Source organism: Gilliamella apicola (assembly GCF_000599985.1).
In the GTDB taxonomy this organism is placed as follows: Bacteria; Pseudomonadota; Gammaproteobacteria; order Enterobacterales; family Orbaceae; genus Gilliamella; species Gilliamella apicola.
In genome coordinates this window covers 531,328-551,242 of record NZ_CP007445.1, presented here as the reverse complement: position 1 = coordinate 551,242, position 19,915 = coordinate 531,328, and the positions used below count along the sequence as shown (strand labels likewise).

The 19,915-nt window shown below is 33.7% G+C and carries 16 protein-coding genes; 5 read left to right on the top strand and 11 right to left on the bottom strand.

The annotated features are described in order from the left end of the window. The first annotated feature begins 113 nt into the window (after positions 1 to 113). The 5 genes from GAPWK_RS02580 (at position 114) to GAPWK_RS02560 (ending at position 7,670) form a co-directional block, all read left to right on the top strand. Positions 114 to 1,409 carry a 2-hydroxycarboxylate transporter family protein gene (locus GAPWK_RS02580; protein ID WP_025314735.1) on the top strand — a complete coding sequence of 432 codons (1,296 nt, stop codon included), beginning with the start codon at positions 114 to 116 and terminating at the stop codon, positions 1,407 to 1,409. A gap of 121 nt (positions 1,410 to 1,530) precedes the next feature. Beyond that, positions 1,531 to 2,688, top strand: a complete 1,158-nt coding sequence (locus tag GAPWK_RS02575) for an NAD(P)-dependent malic enzyme (RefSeq protein WP_025314734.1) — start codon at positions 1,531 to 1,533, stop codon at positions 2,686 to 2,688. Between the two features lie 117 nt (positions 2,689 to 2,805). After that, entirely contained in the window at positions 2,806 to 4,434 is a 1,629-nt protein-coding gene (dcuS, locus tag GAPWK_RS02570; protein ID WP_051516223.1) for a DcuS/MalK family sensor histidine kinase, read from the top strand. Beyond that, positions 4,427 to 5,098 (top strand): response regulator, encoded by a 672-nt coding sequence (locus GAPWK_RS02565; protein WP_025314732.1) that lies wholly within the window; start codon positions 4,427 to 4,429, stop codon positions 5,096 to 5,098. The genes dcuS and GAPWK_RS02565 overlap by 8 nt, the downstream gene beginning before the upstream one ends. A 124-nt stretch (positions 5,099 to 5,222) precedes the next feature. After that, a complete protein-coding gene (locus GAPWK_RS02560; protein ID WP_025314731.1) occupies positions 5,223 to 7,670 on the top strand; it encodes an autotransporter outer membrane beta-barrel domain-containing protein in 2,448 nt (815 codons plus the stop codon). A gap of 88 nt (positions 7,671 to 7,758) precedes the next feature. On the opposite strand, the gene yfbR is transcribed toward GAPWK_RS02560, so the two are convergent. The 11 genes from yfbR to mraY form a co-directional block, all read right to left on the bottom strand. Further along, the gene (yfbR, locus tag GAPWK_RS02555) at positions 7,759 to 8,352 is read right to left on the bottom strand and encodes a 5'-deoxynucleotidase (protein WP_025314730.1); all 594 of its coding nucleotides are present in this window, start codon (positions 8,350 to 8,352) and stop codon (positions 7,759 to 7,761) included. An 83-nt stretch (positions 8,353 to 8,435) separates the two neighbouring features. After that, complete coding sequence (gene lpxC / locus GAPWK_RS02550) at positions 8,436 to 9,350, bottom strand: UDP-3-O-acyl-N-acetylglucosamine deacetylase (protein ID WP_025314729.1); 915 nt, start codon at positions 9,348 to 9,350, stop codon at positions 8,436 to 8,438. A gap of 66 nt (positions 9,351 to 9,416) precedes the next feature. Continuing rightward, positions 9,417 to 10,559 (bottom strand): cell division protein FtsZ, encoded by a 1,143-nt coding sequence (gene ftsZ / locus GAPWK_RS02545; protein WP_025314728.1) that lies wholly within the window; start codon positions 10,557 to 10,559, stop codon positions 9,417 to 9,419. 81 nt (positions 10,560 to 10,640) lie between these two features. After that, positions 10,641 to 11,894, bottom strand: coding sequence for a cell division protein FtsA (gene ftsA, locus GAPWK_RS02540; protein WP_025314727.1), 1,254 nt, complete (start codon positions 11,892 to 11,894; stop codon positions 10,641 to 10,643). Positions 11,895 to 11,915: 21 nt separating this feature from the next. Next, a complete protein-coding gene (locus GAPWK_RS02535) occupies positions 11,916 to 12,746 on the bottom strand; it encodes an FtsQ-type POTRA domain-containing protein (protein WP_025314726.1) in 831 nt (276 codons plus the stop codon). A 12-nt stretch (positions 12,747 to 12,758) separates the two neighbouring features. Beyond that, positions 12,759 to 13,667, bottom strand: a complete 909-nt coding sequence (locus GAPWK_RS02530) for a D-alanine--D-alanine ligase (RefSeq protein WP_025314725.1) — start codon at positions 13,665 to 13,667, stop codon at positions 12,759 to 12,761. Beyond that, positions 13,668 to 15,116 carry a UDP-N-acetylmuramate--L-alanine ligase gene (gene murC / locus GAPWK_RS02525; RefSeq protein ID WP_025314724.1) on the bottom strand — a complete coding sequence of 483 codons (1,449 nt, stop codon included), beginning with the start codon at positions 15,114 to 15,116 and terminating at the stop codon, positions 13,668 to 13,670. A gap of 149 nt (positions 15,117 to 15,265) precedes the next feature. Continuing rightward, positions 15,266 to 16,318 (bottom strand): undecaprenyldiphospho-muramoylpentapeptide beta-N-acetylglucosaminyltransferase, encoded by a 1,053-nt coding sequence (gene murG, locus GAPWK_RS02520; protein WP_025314723.1) that lies wholly within the window; start codon positions 16,316 to 16,318, stop codon positions 15,266 to 15,268. After that, a complete protein-coding gene (gene ftsW / locus GAPWK_RS02515) occupies positions 16,318 to 17,469 on the bottom strand; it encodes a cell division protein FtsW (RefSeq protein WP_025314722.1) in 1,152 nt (383 codons plus the stop codon). The genes murG and ftsW overlap by 1 nt, the downstream gene beginning before the upstream one ends. Then, positions 17,466 to 18,800, bottom strand: coding sequence for a UDP-N-acetylmuramoyl-L-alanine--D-glutamate ligase (murD, locus tag GAPWK_RS02510; RefSeq protein ID WP_025314721.1), 1,335 nt, complete (start codon positions 18,798 to 18,800; stop codon positions 17,466 to 17,468). Before murD ends, ftsW begins: the two co-directional genes overlap by 4 nt. A gap of 21 nt (positions 18,801 to 18,821) precedes the next feature. Continuing rightward, on the bottom strand, positions 18,822 to 19,904 hold the full coding sequence (mraY, locus tag GAPWK_RS02505; RefSeq protein WP_025314720.1) for a phospho-N-acetylmuramoyl-pentapeptide-transferase: 1,083 nt from the start codon (positions 19,902 to 19,904) through the stop codon (positions 18,822 to 18,824). Positions 19,905 to 19,915: the final 11 nt, after the last annotated feature.

Below are 19,915 nucleotides of genomic sequence, written 5' to 3'. Positions count from 1 at the left end.
CTTACATTAATTACATAATTAGTTATATAACTTTCGTATTCTTCTGAATTTTTCATCAACAACTATACTGTTTAAGGTTCCAAAGCCAAATTAAACAACAAAAAGGTTGAGTTATGAGCATGACGAAGGATTTCCAAATTAATAAAATCTACATAGGATCGCTACCCTTACCCATTTTTGCGATTTGTTCAATTATTGTGATTATTGCTGCCCAATTAGATATGTTGCCAAAAACACTAATTGGGGGATTTGCTGTTATTTTACCATTAGGTTGGTTTTTAGGGACAGTAGGTCAAAATATACCATTTTTTAAAAAATTTGGGGCACCAGCAATTTTATCGTTAATTGTACCCTCATTACTAGTTTACTGCGGTGTTTTTGATGAAAATACTTTAACAGCAGCCAAAATGTTAATGAAAGATTCTAATTTTTTACTCTTTTATATTGCAAGCTTAGTGTGTGGTAGTATTTTAGGTATGCATAGAGTCATTTTGATACAAGGCTTTATTCGTATGATGATTCCGATGTTACTTGGTATGTGCTTAGCTGCTTTAGTCGGTGTGTGTGTTGCTGTTGCTTTTGGTGATACTTGGGAACATGCATTTTTCTATACTGTTTCACCTGTTATGGCAGGAGGAATTGGTGAAGGCGTATTACAACTGTCTAACGCTTATAGTAATATCCTTGAACAAGACTATGATAAATTTGTAAGTGCATTAATTCCTGCAACAGTAGTAGGTAACTTTTTTGCAATTACCTTTACCGCCATAATGAGTCGAATTGGTGAAGTAAAACCTCATTTAAGTGGTCATGGCCAATTAGTAAAAATTGAATTTGATGGATTAACAGATGCTTTAAAAGAAGATAAAACTCCATTAGACGCCAGAGCAATGAGTGGGGCGGTGATGATTTTAGCCACATTGTTCATATTTGGTATGATTTTGGAAAAGATTACCCATTTTCCTGGTCCAGTATTAATGATTATTGCTACTGCATTTGTTAAATATTTTCGTTTATTACCTGAAAGTGTCGAACGTGGTAGTCAACAATGGTATAAATTTATCTCAGGTAATTTTACTTTCCCTTTAATGGCTGGTTTAGGTCTGCTATATATTGATTTAGGCAGTGTTGTGAATGTTTTAACTATTCCTTATTTTATAACCATTATTTCTGTAGTATTTACCGTGTCAATGACAGGTTTTGTCTGTAGTTTTTTCCTAAAAATGTATCCTGTTGAAGCTTCGATTATCTCATCATGTCAAAGTGGTATGGGTGGAACAGGTGATGTAGCGATACTGTCAACGGCAAATAGAATGAACTTAATGCCATTTGCCCAAGTAGCAACACGATTAGGAGGAGCTTTAATGGTGATATGTACCACAGCATTATTAAGATACTTACATATGTAGTTGCACAATTTTATAAAAGTAATGAAGATCTATGACATTAAAAGTAATTAATACAATATAAATAACAAAAATATTAGATATTAATTTAATAGTTTTTAAGTGTAATCAGAAAGGAATAATCATGACAACAGTTCAAGAAAAAGCTTTAGCCATTAGTAAACAAATGCATGGTAAATTTGAAATCAAATCAAAAGTACCCGTTAATTCAATGTCAGATCTTAGCGTTGCTTATACTCCTGGGGTGGCAGCTGTTTGTACAGAGATCGCTCAACATCCCGAATCTGTTTATGAATATACAAGTAAACGTAATTTAGTGGCAGTCATTACCGATGGTTCTGCAGTATTAGGACTTGGTAATATTGGACCAGAAGCGGCTATTCCAGTTATGGAAGGTAAAGCGATATTATTTAAAAAATTTGCCAATGTAGATGCAATTCCTTTATCGTTAAACACTCAAGATCCAGATGAGCTTGTTAAACATATTGCTGCGCTTGCACCATCCTTTGGTGGTATTAATCTAGAAGACATCAGTGCTCCACGCTGTTTTGAAATTGAAAAACGTTTACAAGAAATTTTAGATATTCCTGTTTTTCATGATGACCAACATGGCACCGCAATTGTTGTTTTAGCTGCATTATATAATGCCCTGAAAGTTGCAAATAAAAAACTTGAATCAGCCAAAGTGGTAATAAACGGTGGGGGCGCGGCGGGTATTGCTATTGCAGATATGCTATTAGCTGCTGGGGTAACAGATCTAAAAGTAGTCGATAAAATAGGAATTTTATCTGAAGATGATAGTTCTCTACCTTCTCATCATATGGCAATGGCAAAAAGAACTAATCGTTCAAAACAGCGTGGAACCTTACAAGATGCAGTAAAGAATGCAGATGTATTTATTGGTGTGTCAGCGCCAGGAGTATTAAAACCTGAATGGGTGTCTACAATGGCTGAAAAATCAATTATTTTTGCAATGGCTAACCCAACACCTGAAATTTTTCCAGAAGAAGCCAAAGCAGCTGGAGCTTATATTGTTGGTACAGGGCGTAGTGATTATCCTAATCAAATCAATAATGTTTTAGCATTTCCGGGTATTTTTAGAGGAGCTTTAGATGCAAGAGCCAAAAATATTACATTAGAAATGCAATTAGCCGCAGCCAAAGGTTTAGCAAGCATTGTATCTAATGATAAATTATCAGTTGATTGTATTTTACCAAATGCCTTTGAGCCAAATGTGGCAAAAATAGTTGCAGAAAGTGTAAAAAATGCAGCTAAATATTAATAAGCATTCTGAAATTATCTAACTTATTTCCAATATACCTACTAATAATCTTTTTTGTTAGTAGGTATTTAATACGTTAGGACGATGATGTTAGTATTAATAAATTGAATGATAAAAATGAAGTATCTCTTTAATCGATTAACACTAAAAGTTAAACTCATTAGCTTAATTTGTTTAGTATTCATACTTTCAGTTATTGCACAAAATATTTATATTATCCATGTTGTAAACGATGAGTATTTAACCCATTCGCGTCAACAAGTTGAAAATATAGCTAATATAATTTCAAATTCAAAAGATTTTATTGATAAAATAGAAAATCTAACCACACAAAATTTAGATTTTATTCAAACAAATACTGAGCAAGTCCGAAAGTTGGCGCAAGTTGATTTTGTCGTCATTTTCAATATGCAAGGTGTTCGTTATTCTCATCCTGATAAAAATAAAATAGGTCGATTCGTTGTTGGAGGTGATGAACAAAGAGCATTAAAAGGTGAATCTTATACATCAATTGCTAAAGGAACATTAGGTGATTCTGTTCGTGCATTTAGTCCTATTTTTAATGAGCATCATCAGCAAATCGGCGGAGTTCTAGTTGGTCAAACTCTAAAGAAAATTGACCATTTAGCAGCAAGAACAAGTCAACCTATTTGGTTATCATTAGTTGCATCCTTAGTCATTGCCATCATTTTGGCCTCATTACTATCCCGCAATATAAAAAAAATCCTATATGGACTTGAGCCATTAGAAATGGCACAGCTCTTTGAAGAGAGAAATGCAATCATCAGAACAGTTAAAGAAGGGATCGTTGTGGTTAATCGTCAAGGCTTTATAACTCAAATTAATAATGAAGCAAGGCGCATATTACGTATTAGTAATAGTAAAGAAAATATCATTGGACAACAAATTGACGACATCATTCCCAATACTCGATTATATGAAGTCATGATGACGGGTGTTGCTCAATATGATTGTGAACAAAATATCAATGGTGTCGTAATTCTTACCAATAGAACACCTTTGTTTGTAAAAGAATCATTAGTTGGGGCCATTGCTTCATTTCGGGATATGACTGAGGTTCGACAATTGGCTGAAAATCTTACTGGAGTAAATCGTTATGCTGATGCATTACGTTCTCAATCTCATGAGTTCAACAATAAATTGCATGTAATTTATGGTTTAGCATTTAACAATAATATGCAAGAACTAATCGATTACTTAGAAGAAATTATAGGTAATAAACAAGCTGAATCAAATGTAATTAGTCAAACAATAAAAGATCCTATTATTGCTGGTTTTTTAAATAGTAAGTTTAGCAGAGCAAGAGAATTAGGCGTTTGCCTATCTTTAAATGTTGATGGTGAATTAAAACTTATTCCCAATACCTCTGTGACCCATAGTCTAATAACAATCCTTGGGAATCTTATTGATAATGGTTTAGATGCTGTTCAATTTTTAGATGAGAAACAGATAAATGTAAATTTAATTATATCCAATAATACCTTGCAAATAGAGATCTTTGATAATGGTAAAGGTATTTCAGAAGAAGATACACAATATATTTTTCAAAAAGGGTATTCAACTAAAGGGGATAATCGAGGTATTGGGCTTTACTTAGTTTTAGCAAGCATAGATGAATTAAATGGTCATATTCAATTATGTGATTTAGATAATAAAAAAGGAGCCTGTTTTAAAGTATTATTGCCTTTAAAAGAGATCTATAAGGAGAAAGAAATTAATGCTTGAAGTTTTAATAGTAGAAGATGATCCTATGGTTGCCGAATTAAACAAAAAGTATTTACAAATGATCTCTGGTTTCAATTTAATTGCCAATGTCAATAATGGAGAACAGGCATTACATTTTATCCATGATAACCATATTGATCTTATTTTACTTGATGTCTTTATGCCAAAACTAAATGGGCTCGAACTTTTACAACATATACGTATTAGTTATCCGAAAATTGATATAATTATGGTTACAGCTGCATGTAATACTGCCGATATCCAAACAGCATTACGCTTAGGTGTGATTGATTATATTGTTAAACCTTTCACTTTTGAACGATTAAGAACTGCATTAATTTCATACCAAGAACGAATTCGTTTATTATCATCATCAAAAATACTTAATCAAAACCAGCTAGACGATCGTATTTTTGCAAAACCAACTATTCATTATAAAAATCTCCCCAAAGGTATTGATAGTCAAACACTAAAAAAGGTTAGAGAGGTAATTATTAGCTATAACAATGAATTTTCAATGAGTGAAATTGTTGAATTAATTAATTTATCAAGAATATCTTTAAAAAAATATCTTGATTATTTGGAGGAACTAGGCGAACTTGAGAGTTATTTAACCTATTTATCAATTGGTCGACCTGTAAAACGTTATATTTATCAAAAATAATTTTTATTGCTATCAAATAAGCAGATATTGAGTTAAGCCAATATACATACAACTTAAAAGTTATTGATTATCATTCTCAATAGTTTATTATTTTATTTCCTTATAATAATTTTTAAATAAAACAATGAAAATCAAACTTATTTCTTTTCTAATAACAACGGTATTTGGCGCAAGTTATGCTCAAGCATATAATTATGATGCATCAACAGATATAAAGTTGCCTTTCAACCAGATCAATGAACGCTATTTTCTCACAAACAGCAGTAATCTACCTATCAATATTACAACATCAGATAGTTTAATCGTTAATAGTGAAGGATCATTTCATCTTGGTTTTACTGGAAAAACCACAACAGAACCAGCTTCGATTGCTAGCGGTGATATTAATATGACGGTTAATGGTAATTTTCAAATTTATAATGATACTTGGATTGGTAAATTCGATACAAAGTTTTTTACTGATTATTTAGGGTTGCATACTGATTTTCCATATGATCCTATTGATCATAATATAGATGTGCATGTAACAGGGGACATTAATGTCGAATTAGGCGCGGACAAAAAAAGAGGCGGACTCATGATTTTATCTGGTAATGTCATGGGAACTGGCCAAACAACTACTGGAAAAACAACAGTGAAAGTAGATGGTGATACAAATATCCATAGTGGTGATAACCATTTAGCGGGAACATCATCATCGCCAGCAAGACTAATTACACGTAGTTTTAATATAACAGGTGGCGATATAGAAATTATCGGTGCTAAAACAGTATTAGAGACAACTAATAATGATATTCAAAGGTCTTCTGTTGTAGTAGGTAAAACTGGAAAAATGATCATTATGCGCGGTGGTACTGTTGATTTAAGTCATGGTGGTAATTTTGATGTTATTGATAAAGGTATATTAACTGCTAGTAGAGGGGATGGTTTTGTTAAACTTTCATCTAATGGACAACTTAATATTGATAAAACAGCCACAATTGAATCATCTAAAGGTTCGTTATATATAAGTGATCAACATAATAATACCTCTCATCTAAATATTGCTGGAACTATTAATTTTGGTATATCAGATACCAAACAATATAATACTATTCATGGAGATAATGTTAATATTCTATCTTCCGCTAAGATCTCTGCAACCGATGATTTTATAAAAAACAGTCTTAAATATATTTCCTCTGAAATAAATGCCACCGTATTATCTGCAAATAATTCCTTAAATATTTCTAATATTAAAGATGGCGAAACTAAAGCGCTAATTCAGAATATTTATGGTGACCTAAACTTTAAAAAAATTGGAAATGAGCTCAAATTTGTTAATGCAAGTAATGTCACCGACTTTAGTAATGTACAACATTCAAAATTGGCAGCAGAACGACAAATTTCTCGTTACTACGAGCAAGTTGGAACAAAAGTTAAAAATATTGCCAAAGGTTTTGCACAAAATTTAGCAAAAGTATCATATGAATCGCTTTACAATACATCCACAAACGGCAATGTAAGTTCTGATAAATCTTTAGCTGGTGATTTAAATTGGGATATTCTAGCTGCCATAGGAAGAGGAAATTTAGCTATTGAAAATAAAAATACTCCATTATATTTCAATCAGAATTTAGCAGGATTATATAATAATAATCATGGGTTGCATTTAACAGAAATTGCACTGAGTTCATTCAATTATACTCGAAATACATTAAATAAACGTATTGAACAATTTGATCAAAATAACAAAGGAACGGATGATAATCTCTGGATAAATTTAATTAATCATCATCAAAGTGCAAATAATTACCAAGGTATTTCTGGTTACAGATATACTTCTAATGGTTTCATCGTGGGATATGATAAAAAAATAATAGATAATTTTTTAGTCGGCACAACATTTAGTTATACATCGGGTAAATATAAAGATAAAGCAGCATCTTCAAATGATTCTGATATAAACAATTATCAAATCCAATTATATTCTGGTTATCGTTTTCCTAATAACATTACCACTTCTGCTTATGTTGGCTATAATTATGGAAAAAATCACCTTGATACCTACGATAATTATTATTCAATTAATGAAAAATTCCACAGTAATACTTGGAATGTTGGAAGTACTATTGGATATAATTGGCAAGTCCAAGAAAAGTTAACTTTAATACCGAGTATTAGTTTAAATTACCTCTATACTGAAAACAGCTCACATAATGCTAGTTATAATAAAATTGATCTGGTTAAATATGGTAAAGCGTCAAATTCGGCATTTTTAATACCAATGGATATGACAATTGATTATTCAATTTTCAAAGATCAGGATAATCAAATATCATTAAGAGCTAAAACAGGATATATAGTAAATTTAAGTCATAATGAGTTTGATAGTGATATCATTATCAATGGAGTTAGTGGATTATCAAAAATGAGTTCTCATACATCTAATCGTTCCAACAATCAATACAATCTAGGACTAGGACTCACCTATAGCTATAATCTGATTGATATTAATATTGACTATCAATATTATGGCGAAAGCAAGAAAAACTCAAATTATATTACTGCACTTGCTAAATTAAGTTTTTAATAATTTAAAATAAAAATATGATGCTACATATATATTGTTTATGAGCATCATAGATTTCAATAATAAATTTTTAGATACTAATAAGGTACTAATTATCCATGGTTATCTCATCTAAAGATAATTTGAAACTTGGAACAAAGACTTCTAAAAAATAGTCCATTTCAGGACTATTACGTTCTGATAAGGTCTTTTTTAAACGCTGTTCAGCTAATCTAAATTCATTATTACCAGCACTAAGTTCCTCAATCGTTTTTAAATACGCACATAAGGCATCAGCTTGTTTTACTATACTTTTTTCTGCTTCATCATAATAGTCATCATCGATCAATAATTTAAAATCATCACGTAACTCTTCAGGAAGCATATTAATAAGTTTATGTTGTGCTATTTTTTCAATCTTTTTATATTCAATCGTAATTTGTGGATTGTAATATTTTGTTGGCGTTGGTAAATCTCCTGTTATCACTTCAGAAACATCATGATACATAGCTAATAATGCAATTCGTTCAGGATTAACATTACCATTAAATTTTTTGTTTTTTATAATCCCTAAGGCATGCGCAATAAAAGCGACTTGTAAGCTATGTTCAGATACATTTTCAGTTCTTACATTACGCATTAATGGCCAACGATTTATTAATTTTAATCGTGATAAATGAGCAAAAAAGTGGCTACCGTTCATATAAAAATCTCTTTTTTAGAAAATAAAAACGCCTCCATTAAATGGAAGCGTTCAATTGATTAAAATTATATTGATTTAGAGTTTTATGCTAAAACAAGTTGTTGTGTACCTAAAGCAAGTGGAACGCTTTGCTCTTCAGTAAATGTCACGTATTCCCATGCTTCTTGTTTTGCCAATAATGCTTGTAATAATTGGTTATTTAAAGCATGACCTGATTTATAACAAACAACTTCACCAATCATGTTATGACCGCTCATGTACAAATCACCGATAGTATCAAGCATTTTATGACGAACAAACTCATCTTCAAAACGTAAACCATCTTCATTAAGTACTTTGTAATCATCAACAACAATAGCACAATCTAAACTACCACCTAAACACAAACCTTTTGATTGTAACGCTTCAATATCACGCATAAACCCAAATGTTCTAGCTCGACTAATCTGACGAATAAAAGATTCAGAAGAAAAATCTAATTGATAACGCTGTGAGCTACTATCAATAGCTGGATGATGGAAGTCGATAGTAAAATCCAATCTAAAACCGTTATGCGGTCTTAATTCAGCCCATTTATCACCGTTTTCAACTCGAACTGTTTCTTTAACTCGTAAAAATCTTTTTAATGCATTTTGCTCGGTAATACCTGCATCAAGTAATAAATAAACAAATGGACTTGCACTACCATCCATAATTGGAATCTCTGGTGCATTAACCTCAATAATAATATTATCAATACCAAGTCCTGCTAATGCTGAATTAATATGCTCAACAGTTGAAATGCGAACATTATCTTCATTCACTAGGCATGTACAAAGCATAGTATCACGCACAGATTTAGCATCAACAGGGAAATCAACATACGGATTTAAATCAGTACGACGATAAATGATCCCTGTGTTTTCAGGTGCTGGGCGTAAGGTCAAAGTAACTTTCTTGCCAGTATGCAAACCTACACCTGTCGCTTGTATTGTCTTTTTTAATGTTCTTTGTTTCACTTTGCACCTACTATTCTATTTGTTTTACTACAATATTAGACAATAAAAACTCAACTAAGTTCAATACTAATTCGCCTGTTTACGAATAAAAGCTGGAATATCTAACATTTTATTGTCGCCAATTGAAGAAATACCTTGTTCATTCACAACTTTAGCTAATCTTTCTTCTTGTTGTCCTAAATTACCACTTTGTCCAAATAATGGATTTTGGGTCATTGGTGGTTTAGTTATTTTTACTTCGGGACGTTTGTCCATACCAATACCCGTCGCTACAACCGTTACTCTAATCTCATCTGACATGTCTGGGTCAAAAGTTGTACCAACTACAACAGTTGCATTGTCAGAAGCAAAAGCTCTAACTGTACTACCCACTGTTTCAAACTCTTCTAATCCAAGATCTAAACCTGCTGTTACATTGACAAGGACACCACGTGCTCCCGATAAATCAATATCTTCAAGTAATGGACTAGAAATTGCCATTTCAGCTGCTTCTTCAGCACGATTATCACCACTAGCACAACCTGAACCCATCATAGCATATCCCATTTCAGACATAACAGTCCTAACGTCAGCAAAGTCAACGTTGATATGACCAGGTTTAGTAATCAATTCAGCAATTCCTTGTACCGCACCTTTTAACACACCATTAGCTGCTGCAAAAGCATCAAGCAGTTTAACTCCACGACCTAACACTTTTAATAACTTATCATTTGGTATCGTGATAAGTGAATCAACATGCTTTGCTAATTCAGCTATACCTTGCTCAGCAAAAGCCATGCGCTTTTTCCCTTCAAAACCGAAAGGCTTAGTCACAACCGCTACGGTCAAAATACCTAACTCTTTAGCTATTTCGGCAACCACTGGCGCAGCACCTGTTCCTGTGCCACCACCCATTCCAGCTGCGATAAACACCATGTCAGCACCTTCAATAGCACTACGAATCACTTCTCGATCTTCCTCAGCAGAGTTTCTACCCACTTCAGGATTAGCTCCAGCACCAAGTCCCTTAGTAACATTGGTACCGATTTGGATAGTTTGACCTACCTTGATTCTTCGCAATGCTTGTGCATCTGTATTTGCCGCAAAAAACTCTACACCTTCGATATGTTCAGCAATCATATGTTCGACAGCGTTACCGCCGCCACCACCTACACCAATAACTTTAATGACTGCTGCTGGTTCATCATCTGCAACCATAGGCTCAAACATAACTTATCTCCAAATTTACGCTCTAAGAACATTGTACAGATAACCGCCTGTAATGTCCACGAAGTTCTTGTAATATATTAGCTAAAATTCTTTTTTAAACCAACCGGTCAAACGTTTAGCTATCCCTTTTAATGATGATTTATCGCAATCTTTTGAATCATCATTTAATAAACTTTGTTTTCCATAATGCAATAACCCTACTGCCGTTGAGCAATAAGGTTTTTGTACATAATCAGTTAAACCAGAAATATTTAAAGGCTGACCTATACGCACTTGATTTTGAAAAACTTTTTCGGCACATTCAACCATTCCTTTAATTTGTGCTGCACCACCTGTTAATACAATCCCTGCTGCTAGTTGGTATTTAACATTTTGTTTTTTAAGTTCATCTTGTAAAGTAAGCAATTCATTTTGTACTAATGAAAGAAGCTCTGAATATCGAGGTTCAATTACATCAGCAAGCGTTTGTCTTTGCAAAGAACGTGACGGTCTACCACCAACACTTGGCACATCAATCACTTCATCTTTACCAATTAACGAACCTACGGCACATCCATAACGTATTTTAATATTTTCAGCATCCATCGGCGGCGCACCAAATGCATAAGCAATATCGCTAGTAACTACATTTCCGGCATAAGGTATAACAACGGAATGTCGTAATGCTCCACCTGTATAAACAGTTACATCCATTGTACCTCCGCCCATATCAATGACACAGACACCAAGTTCTTTTTCGTCGTCAGTCAATACAGCATAGCTAGAAGCCAAACCAGAAAAAATAAGTTGATCAACTTTCAATCCACAACGTTCAACGGCTTTTACAATATTTCTTGCCATATCGTTATGACAAGTTACTAAGTGTACTTTTGCTTTCATTCGTACACCTGATAAACCGATTGGATTTTTAATTCCTTCTTGTAAATCAATAGAATATTCTTGGGCAATCACATGTAGTATACGGTGTTCATCTAAAATTCGAACTGATTTTGCTGTATGCACCACATTGTCAACATCTTCTGTTGTCACTTCTTCTTCTGCTATTGGCACCATACCAATCTCATTTTGACAACGAATATGTTTCCCTGAAAGGCTTAAATAAACGGAAGATATCTGGCAGTCGGCCATTAGCTCTGCTTGATCAACTGCTCGTTGGATTGATTTCACTACCGACTCTAGATCGTTAACACCACCTTTATCAACACCTTTTGATGGACAATGACCTACGCCGATAATATTAATAATACCATCGGGAAGAACTTCACCAACAAGAGCAAGTACTTTAGAGGTACCAACTTCTAATCCAACAACCAATTTTTTTTCTGTTGCTTTCATATTTCAGCCTTTATTGATTCCTTACTGCGCTATTTTTTCTGTTTGTACTGAAATACCATTTTCATAACGTAAATCAGCGACCGTAATTCTTTCATCAAGCGGTGTTCTTGACTGAATTTCAGGAAACAATCTAATAAATTGTTCATAACGTTCTTCAATGTTTTTATTTCCCAACAATAATTTTATTTCCTGATTTTCATCACATATACCAGCTATACATCGTATTACCATCAGTTGTAAAGAATTTCTCTCATCAGATATTGTAGCGTTAATCTGCAATGCCAACTGATTATTAGCTAATTTTTTAGAAAGATTTTCTAATTTAGTATAATTTTCAAGTACAGATTTAGCTTTACCCTCTGGACCATAAAGTCTTGATAACTTTAAATCAGCAATACGATCCGATGGCACACTAAAAACATTTCCTTTTTCATCAAGAAAAAACAGATCATTCCAATAATATGCTGGTTTATAGTCTTCTACGTAGACAATTAACCTATCTGGCCACTGTTTTCGCACGCTCGCTTTCTTAACCCATGGAAATCTCATTATTTCTTGTTGAATATCAACAACATCTTGACCAACATAAGTATTAGGTAATCCTAATCCCAAAATTGCTTCCCGAAGATCATCTTCAGTTGTAAAAATGTGCTCACCACTTAACGTTAACTGTGACAATACCATTTGTTCGGGATCATCCATCCAGTTTTTAACACTTTTTATAATCCAAGCACTTATTAGAATAATCATAATAAAGAACAAAAAACCTATTAATTGTTCCTTACTACGAAAAATAAGCAGCTTTCTTCTATTTTCATCTTTTCTGTGTGCTGCTTGTCTAACTTGTTTCATAAAATTAGCCAGTTAAACTGCTGCAAGTTGTAATATTTGGCTAACTAGTTGATTAAATGACCAACCGTGTTGTTTAGCTGCCATTGGCACTAAGCTATGATCTGTCATTCCTGGAGCAGTATTAACTTCAAGTAAATATGGTTTTTGATTATCATCAAACATAATATCCACTCGCCCCCAACCTCTACAACCAACAGCTTTATAAGCATCCAAAGCTAATTTACGAATCTCTTGTTCTTTTTCATCAGATAATCCACTTGGGCAAAAGTATTGAGTTGTGTCTGATAAATACTTTGCATCATAATCATAAAATTGGGTAGATGGCTTAATGTAAATTGAAGGTAAAACTTCATCTCCTACTATTGCTACTGTAAATTCTGGACCTGCTAAAAATGATTCAACCATCACAACACTATCATATTTAAAAGCAACCTCAAGGGCAGCTTTTAATTCTGATGCTTGATTAACCCGAGTCATACCTACACTAGAACCTTCATGACTTGGTTTGACAAACAATGGTAAGCCTAATTGTTTAACAATAGCATCAATATCAAAAGTTTGTGTTTTTTCTACCATTACATAATCAGCAACAGGTAAACCTAATGATTTCCAAACTAATTTGGTTTTTAATTTATCCATCGTTAATGCTGAAGCCAATACGTCACTACCAGTATAAGGAATATTTTGGTAAGTTAGTATTGCCTGAACAATACCATCTTCACCACCACGCCCATGCAAAATAACAAAAGCCTTTGTGTATCCTTCTTGTTTTAAATTAGTAATAGAGCGCTCTTTAGTATCAACAAGATGCGCATCAATACCATTTGCTAATAGACCATTTAGTACCGCATTACCTGATTTAAGCGATACTTCTCGCTCTGCAGAGGTACCACCATATAATATGGCAACTTTATCAACCATTTATAATTCCTCTTTTGTAAATAATTGAGTATTGGCTAACTGACGAGCTACCCGACCAACACTACCTGCACCTTGTGTCAATAAAAGATCACCACCTTTTAATATTTCTTGCATAATTTCCGGTAATAAATTTAAATCAGACACATAAATTGGGTCAACTTTACCTCGATTACGAATAGTACGACACAAGGAACGACTATCAGCACCAGCAATTGGTTGTTCTCCTGCTGAATAGACATCTAACATAACTAGCGCATCAACTTGTGATAATACTTGTGCAAAATCATCAAATAAATCTCGAGTACGTGTATACCGATGTGGTTGAAACAACATTACCAATCTACGATCAGGCCAACCATTTCTTGCTGCTTGAATTGTTGCATTAACTTCACTTGGATGATGACCATAATCATCAACCAGCATAATATCGCCTCCATTTGAATTAGGGAAAATGCCTAATAAATCAAAGCGTCGGCTAGTACCTGCAAATTTAGCTAATGCTTTTACAATCGATTCATCATCAATACCATCTTCCGTTGCAGCAATGATAGCTGCTGCTGAATTTAGAGCATTATGTTTTCCTGGTGCATTTAACTCAATTTGTAAATCTTGATGGTCAGGACGGCAAACGGTGTAATAGCTGATACCTCTTTCCTGACGATAATTTTTAATAATGACATCTGCCTCTTCATTGAATCCATAGGTGATGATTTTGCGTCCAACAATTGGCAATAATTCACGATTAATGGGATCGTCATAACACATAACAGCTAAACCATAAAACGGGAGGTTACGTAAAAAAGAAATAAATGTCTGTTTAAGATTCTCAACACTACCGTTATAAGTATCCATATGATCAGGCTCTATATTTGTTACTATAGATACCATCGGTTGTAGATGAAGAAATGAGGCATCACTCTCATCTGCTTCTGCAATAAAATAACGACTGCTACCTAATCTAGCATGTGTTCCAGCAGCTTTAACTAAACCGCCATTAACAAAAGTGGGGTCAAGTTTTGCCTCAGCATAAATAGCTGTCACCATTGCCGTTGTGGTGGTTTTACCATGAGTACCTGCAATTGCAATACCATATCGAAAGCGCATCAATTCAGCTAACATTTCTGCTCTTTGAATAACAGGTATACGAGCTTCACGTGCTGCAACTACTTCAATGTTATCTTGCGAAATAGCTGAAGAGATAACAACAACACTTGAATTACACACATTTTCAGCTGCATGCCCAATAACAATTTTTGCACCTAATGTTTCTAAGTGTTGAGTAACCGCATTTTCAGCAATGTCTGAACCACTAATTTGGTACCCTTCATTAGCTAGAACCTCAGCAATGCCTCCCATTCCTGCGCCACCAATACCAACAAAATGGATATGCTTAACGCGTTTCATTTGGGGAATAATTGCTCTTAATTCAGCTAATTCCTTAGTATTCACAGTTTAACTCCTAATCATTTTATTTAGTATTTATCGTCAAATCTTTGTTGAAAACTGAAATCATAATATTAATTTTTAAGTTCAATAAAACATTTGACTCACACTATCAGTTAATCAATAACCATTACATAACGTTATGTAAAAAGCCATTATTTTACCACTGAACAAATAGTTTCAGCCACTTTTTCTGTAGAATCGATAATAGATAAACTTTTTGCTTTAATGGCCATATCTATTAATTTTTCACGATTAAAATTTAATAATAAACTTGATAACGCTTCAACATTAAAATTTGGTTGTTCCATAATGTGCGCTGCGCCAACATCGGCTAAGGATTTTGCATTCCAATATTGTTGGCGATCTTTATGCATAAATGGAATAAATATTGCACCAATACCTACAACCTCAATTTCACTCACAGTTAGTGCTCCGCTTCGACAAATTACGATATCTGCCCAACTGTAAGCTTCAGCTACATCAGAAATAAATTCAGTAACTTTATTCTTTGTCATATCACAGTTTTGATAAGATTGAATGACTGAATTCAACATACCTTTGCCCGTTTGATGCCATACCACAAAATTATCGGATAGTTTCGTTATCACTTGAGGCACTATGTCATTAATAACTTTTGCTCCCTGACTGCCTCCCATAACCAATACTCTAATAGGCCCATTTCGGTCTTTAAATCTTTCCTCTGGTTTAGCAATAGTTAACAAATCACTTCGTACTGGATTGCCCACTACTTGAGCTTTAGGAAATGCCGTTGGAAATGCTTGTAACACTTTCGTGGCAATTTTTGCAAGATATTTATTTGTTAAACCTGCTATACCATTTTGTTCATGTAATACCACAGGTATACCAAGAGTTTTAGCTGCTATACCACCTGGACCAGAAACATATCCGCCCATACCTAGGACAACATCAGGACAATAAGTTTTTAAAATTTTTCTAGCTTGCAATACTGCTTTTAAAATTTTATAGGGAGCTTTTAATAATGCCATTCCCCCTTTCCCACGTAGTCCTGAAATCTCGATAAAATCAATATCAATACCATTTTCAGGTACAAGACGAGCTTCCATTCTATCTGCAGTACCTAACCATTTCACTTGCCAACCTTGTTTCATCAAATAATGCGCAACGGCAATACCAGGAAAAACATGGCCACCTGTACCACCTGCCATAACTAATAATTTCTTCATTATTTTATAATCCTTATTCTTGCTTGCGCCTGTTTTTGTCTAAATTCAAAATCAATTCTTAATAATATTGCTACAGCAATACTCATTACAATAAGACTTGAACCACCATAACTAATAAATGGTAATGTTAATCCTTTAGTTGGTAACATACCTGATGTAACACCAATGTTGACGAATGTTTGAAAACCAAACCAAATACCTATTTCACAAGCTAAATATCCTGAAAACAAAGAACCATCATTTAACGCTCGGTACCCAATGGCCAATGCTTTAAATGTCAAAAAGAAAAGTAATGTTAATAAAGTAATTACACCAACGTAACCAAATTCCTCCGAGATAATTGAAAAAATAAAGTCCGTATGACATTCTGGTAAATAGCCTAATTTAAGAATTGAATTGCCCATTCCTTGCCCCGTGATGCCACCACTACCGATTGCCATTAATGATGCAACTAACTGATAACCTGAACCTGTAGCATCTTGCCAAGGATCAAGAAAAGTTAGTAAACGAGTTAAGCGATAAGCCTCGAACAATATCAAACAAATTACAGCACCTACACCTGTTAACAAAATAGCAATAAATTGCCACAATTGAGCTCCAGCAATAAATAATATGCCGATTGTTACCATGAATAATACAATAACTGTCCCTAAATCAGGTTGTTTGAGTAACAAAATAGAAAGAATCGTCATTACGACCATAGGTTTAAAAAATCCCCAAAATCGATTTTGAACCTCATCTGACTTTCTTGATAAGTACCCTGCTAAAAAAATAAACAGTGATAATTTAGCTAACTCTGCTGGTTGAAAATTAAATATCCCTAATGGAATCCACCTCGAAGCACCATTAATTGAAGCTCCTATACCTAAAACTACAATTAACATTATAATGGCAACAATTAATAATGCTGATGCAAATTGTTGCCAGCGCTGCATAGGAATATATAAAGTAATAATCATCAATAACAATGAAATTGTTATCTGAATCAGTTCACGCTGAGTGTAATAAAAAGGATCGTTTTCACTAAATGACATTGATGCTGATGTTACCATTATCAAACCAAATACCATTAAACTAATCACTGTCCAAAGTAATGAATTATCAAATGGTATATTTGGATTAACTTGTTTTCTTATCCCAAAAAGTGTCATTTTTCACTCCTTAGAATATATTGTTTGGCTATATTGGCAAATTGATTTCCTCGTTCAATATAATTTTTAAACTGATCCAAACTTGCGCAAGCTGGGGAAAGTAAGACTACATCATTTGATAGTACTTTCTGAGCAATAATTTGCATAGCCTCTGTCATTGTTTCTGTAACGGTGGTTAAGTTGGGCGCTAATTTAGCAAGTAAATTACGGTCTCGACCAAAACAGAAAATTTCAAGATTTTTATTTTGTAAATAAGGAATTAAAGGTGAAAAATCAGCTGATTTGCCATCTCCACCTAATAACAAATATAATTTTCCATGACAGACAACACTTTTCAATGCGGCTTCTGTACTACCAACATTTGTTGCTTTAGAATCATTAATCCATTTCACACCATTGTGCTCTAAGACTAACTCAAAGCGATGTGATAAACCTTGAAAGGTCATAATTGTGGCTAAACTAGATTGCCTATCTATACTTAATTTATCAGCAATAGCTAATGCAGCCAAAGCATTAAGATAGTTATGGCAACCTGTCAGTTTCATATCTTTAGTTAATAATACAGGGTGATTTTGATCAATTAAATGTTCACATTGCTCATCTAAATGGTAATCACCCTCTTTTAATCCAAATGAAACAGTATGATGATGTTTAGATAATGGAACGGTTAATTGATCATCATGGTTGATTATGCAATATTCAGCGTTATTATAAATTCGTTGTTTAGCCGCTGTATATTGTATTAGACCTAATGGATAACGATCCATGTGATCTTCGGATATATTTAAAATTGTTGCTACAGTGGCTTTTAAACTATTTGTTGTTTCTAACTGGAAACTTGAGAGTTCAAGGACATATACTTCGCAATCTTGATTCAATAAAGATAATGCCGGATGACCAATATTACCTCCAACCCCTACTTTAATACCAGCAGACTTTATAATTTCACCGACTAAAGTCGTTACTGTCGTTTTTCCATTTGCACCAGTAATTGCAACGATCTTTTTGTTGTTTTGTAGATTCACTTCACGACAAAATAGCTCAATATCGCCAATAATCTCAATACCTTTATCAGATGCTTGTTTCAATTCAGGTGTGGATAGAGCAATACCAGGACTGGCAATAATTAAATCAGCTGCTAATAACCAATCATTTTTTAATTCCCCTAAATGATAATCGACACGCTCATCTAATTGTTCTAATCCTTGCGGTTTTAGACGCGTATCAATAACTTTGGGAATAACATTTTGAGCAAGGAAATAGTCAACACAAGATAAACCTGTGATGCCTAATCCAATAATAACAACATTTTTGCCCTGATAGTTAACCATGATTCAATCCTGATATTTTGATTAGCGTAATTTCAAAGTTAATAAACCAATTACAACTAACATTAGTGAAATTATCCAAAAACGCACAATAACTCGAGGTTCTGGCCAACCTTTTAATTCATAGTGATGATGAATGGGTGCCATGCGAAATATTCTTTTTCCCCGTAATTTAAAGGAACCCACTTGCAATATGACCGATAACGTTTCAATAACAAAAATACCGCCCATTATCAGTAATAAAAACTCTTGTCGTAATAACACAGAGATAATACCAAATACCCCACCTAAAGCTAATGAACCAACATCACCCATAAATACCATGGCAGGATAGGTGTTAAACCATAAGAAACCTAGTCCAGCTCCAACAATAGCGGTACAGATAATCATTAACTCACCACTAAATTTTATATATGGAATATGTAGATAAGCCGCAAAATTGACATTACCTGTCGCCCAAGAAACCAGTGCAAAACCAGCAGCCACAAAAACAGTTGGCATAATTGCAAGTCCGTCAAGACCATCAGTTAAATTAACCGCGTTACCTGCCCCTACAATGACAAAATAAGTTAGTAAAATAAAACATACACCTAATTGTGGCATGACATCTTTAAAAAATGGCACTACGAGCACTGTGACTGAGGTATCTTTACCATAAGCATAAAGGGCAAACGCCACAACTAAAGCAATAGCCGATTGCCAAAAATATTTCCATCTTGCAATCAGTCCTGCACTATTTTTACGAATTACTTTCAAATAATCATCAGCAAAGCCTACTAAGCCATAGCCAATTAATACAAATAGTGTTACCCAAACATAAGGATTACGAAGATCAGCCCATAGAAATACCGATAAAGTAATAGATGCCAAAATTAAAATGCCACCCATAGTTGGAGTGCCTTTTTTACTTAAATGAGACTCTGGACCATCATTACGAATAACTTGACCGATTTGTAATTTTTGCAACCAATCAATGACTTTTTGTCCCATAATTAACGAAATGGCTAATGAAGTTAATAAACCTAGAATAGCTCTTACCGTTAAATAAGAGATAACATTAAAAAATGTAAAATATTTAACCAAATATTCTGATAATAAAACCAACATAATTTTTATCC

What these genes read in the sequence shown, in the direction of transcription:
- GAPWK_RS02580 (WP_025314735.1), top strand. Translation starts at nt 114, where the DNA reads ATGAGCATGACGAAGGATTTCCAAATTAATAAAATCTACATAGGATCG.
- GAPWK_RS02575 (WP_025314734.1), top strand. Translation starts at nt 1,531, where the DNA reads ATGACAACAGTTCAAGAAAAAGCTTTAGCCATTAGTAAACAAATGCAT.
- dcuS (WP_051516223.1), top strand. Translation starts at nt 2,806, where the DNA reads ATGAAGTATCTCTTTAATCGATTAACACTAAAAGTTAAACTCATTAGC.
- GAPWK_RS02565 (WP_025314732.1), top strand. Translation starts at nt 4,427, where the DNA reads ATGCTTGAAGTTTTAATAGTAGAAGATGATCCTATGGTTGCCGAATTA.
- GAPWK_RS02560 (WP_025314731.1), top strand. Translation starts at nt 5,223, where the DNA reads ATGAAAATCAAACTTATTTCTTTTCTAATAACAACGGTATTTGGCGCA.
- yfbR (WP_025314730.1), bottom strand. Translation starts at nt 8,352, where the DNA reads ATGAACGGTAGCCACTTTTTTGCTCATTTATCACGATTAAAATTAATA.
- ftsZ (WP_025314728.1), bottom strand. Translation starts at nt 10,559, where the DNA reads ATGTTTGAGCCTATGGTTGCAGATGATGAACCAGCAGCAGTCATTAAA.
- ftsA (WP_025314727.1), bottom strand. Translation starts at nt 11,894, where the DNA reads ATGAAAGCAACAGAAAAAAAATTGGTTGTTGGATTAGAAGTTGGTACC.
- GAPWK_RS02535 (WP_025314726.1), bottom strand. Translation starts at nt 12,746, where the DNA reads ATGAAACAAGTTAGACAAGCAGCACACAGAAAAGATGAAAATAGAAGA.
- GAPWK_RS02530 (WP_025314725.1), bottom strand. Translation starts at nt 13,667, where the DNA reads ATGGTTGATAAAGTTGCCATATTATATGGTGGTACCTCTGCAGAGCGA.
- murG (WP_025314723.1), bottom strand. Translation starts at nt 16,318, where the DNA reads ATGAAGAAATTATTAGTTATGGCAGGTGGTACAGGTGGCCATGTTTTT.
- ftsW (WP_025314722.1), bottom strand. Translation starts at nt 17,469, where the DNA reads ATGACACTTTTTGGGATAAGAAAACAAGTTAATCCAAATATACCATTT.
- murD (WP_025314721.1), bottom strand. Translation starts at nt 18,800, where the DNA reads ATGGTTAACTATCAGGGCAAAAATGTTGTTATTATTGGATTAGGCATC.
- mraY (WP_025314720.1), bottom strand. Translation starts at nt 19,904, where the DNA reads ATGTTGGTTTTATTATCAGAATATTTGGTTAAATATTTTACATTTTTT.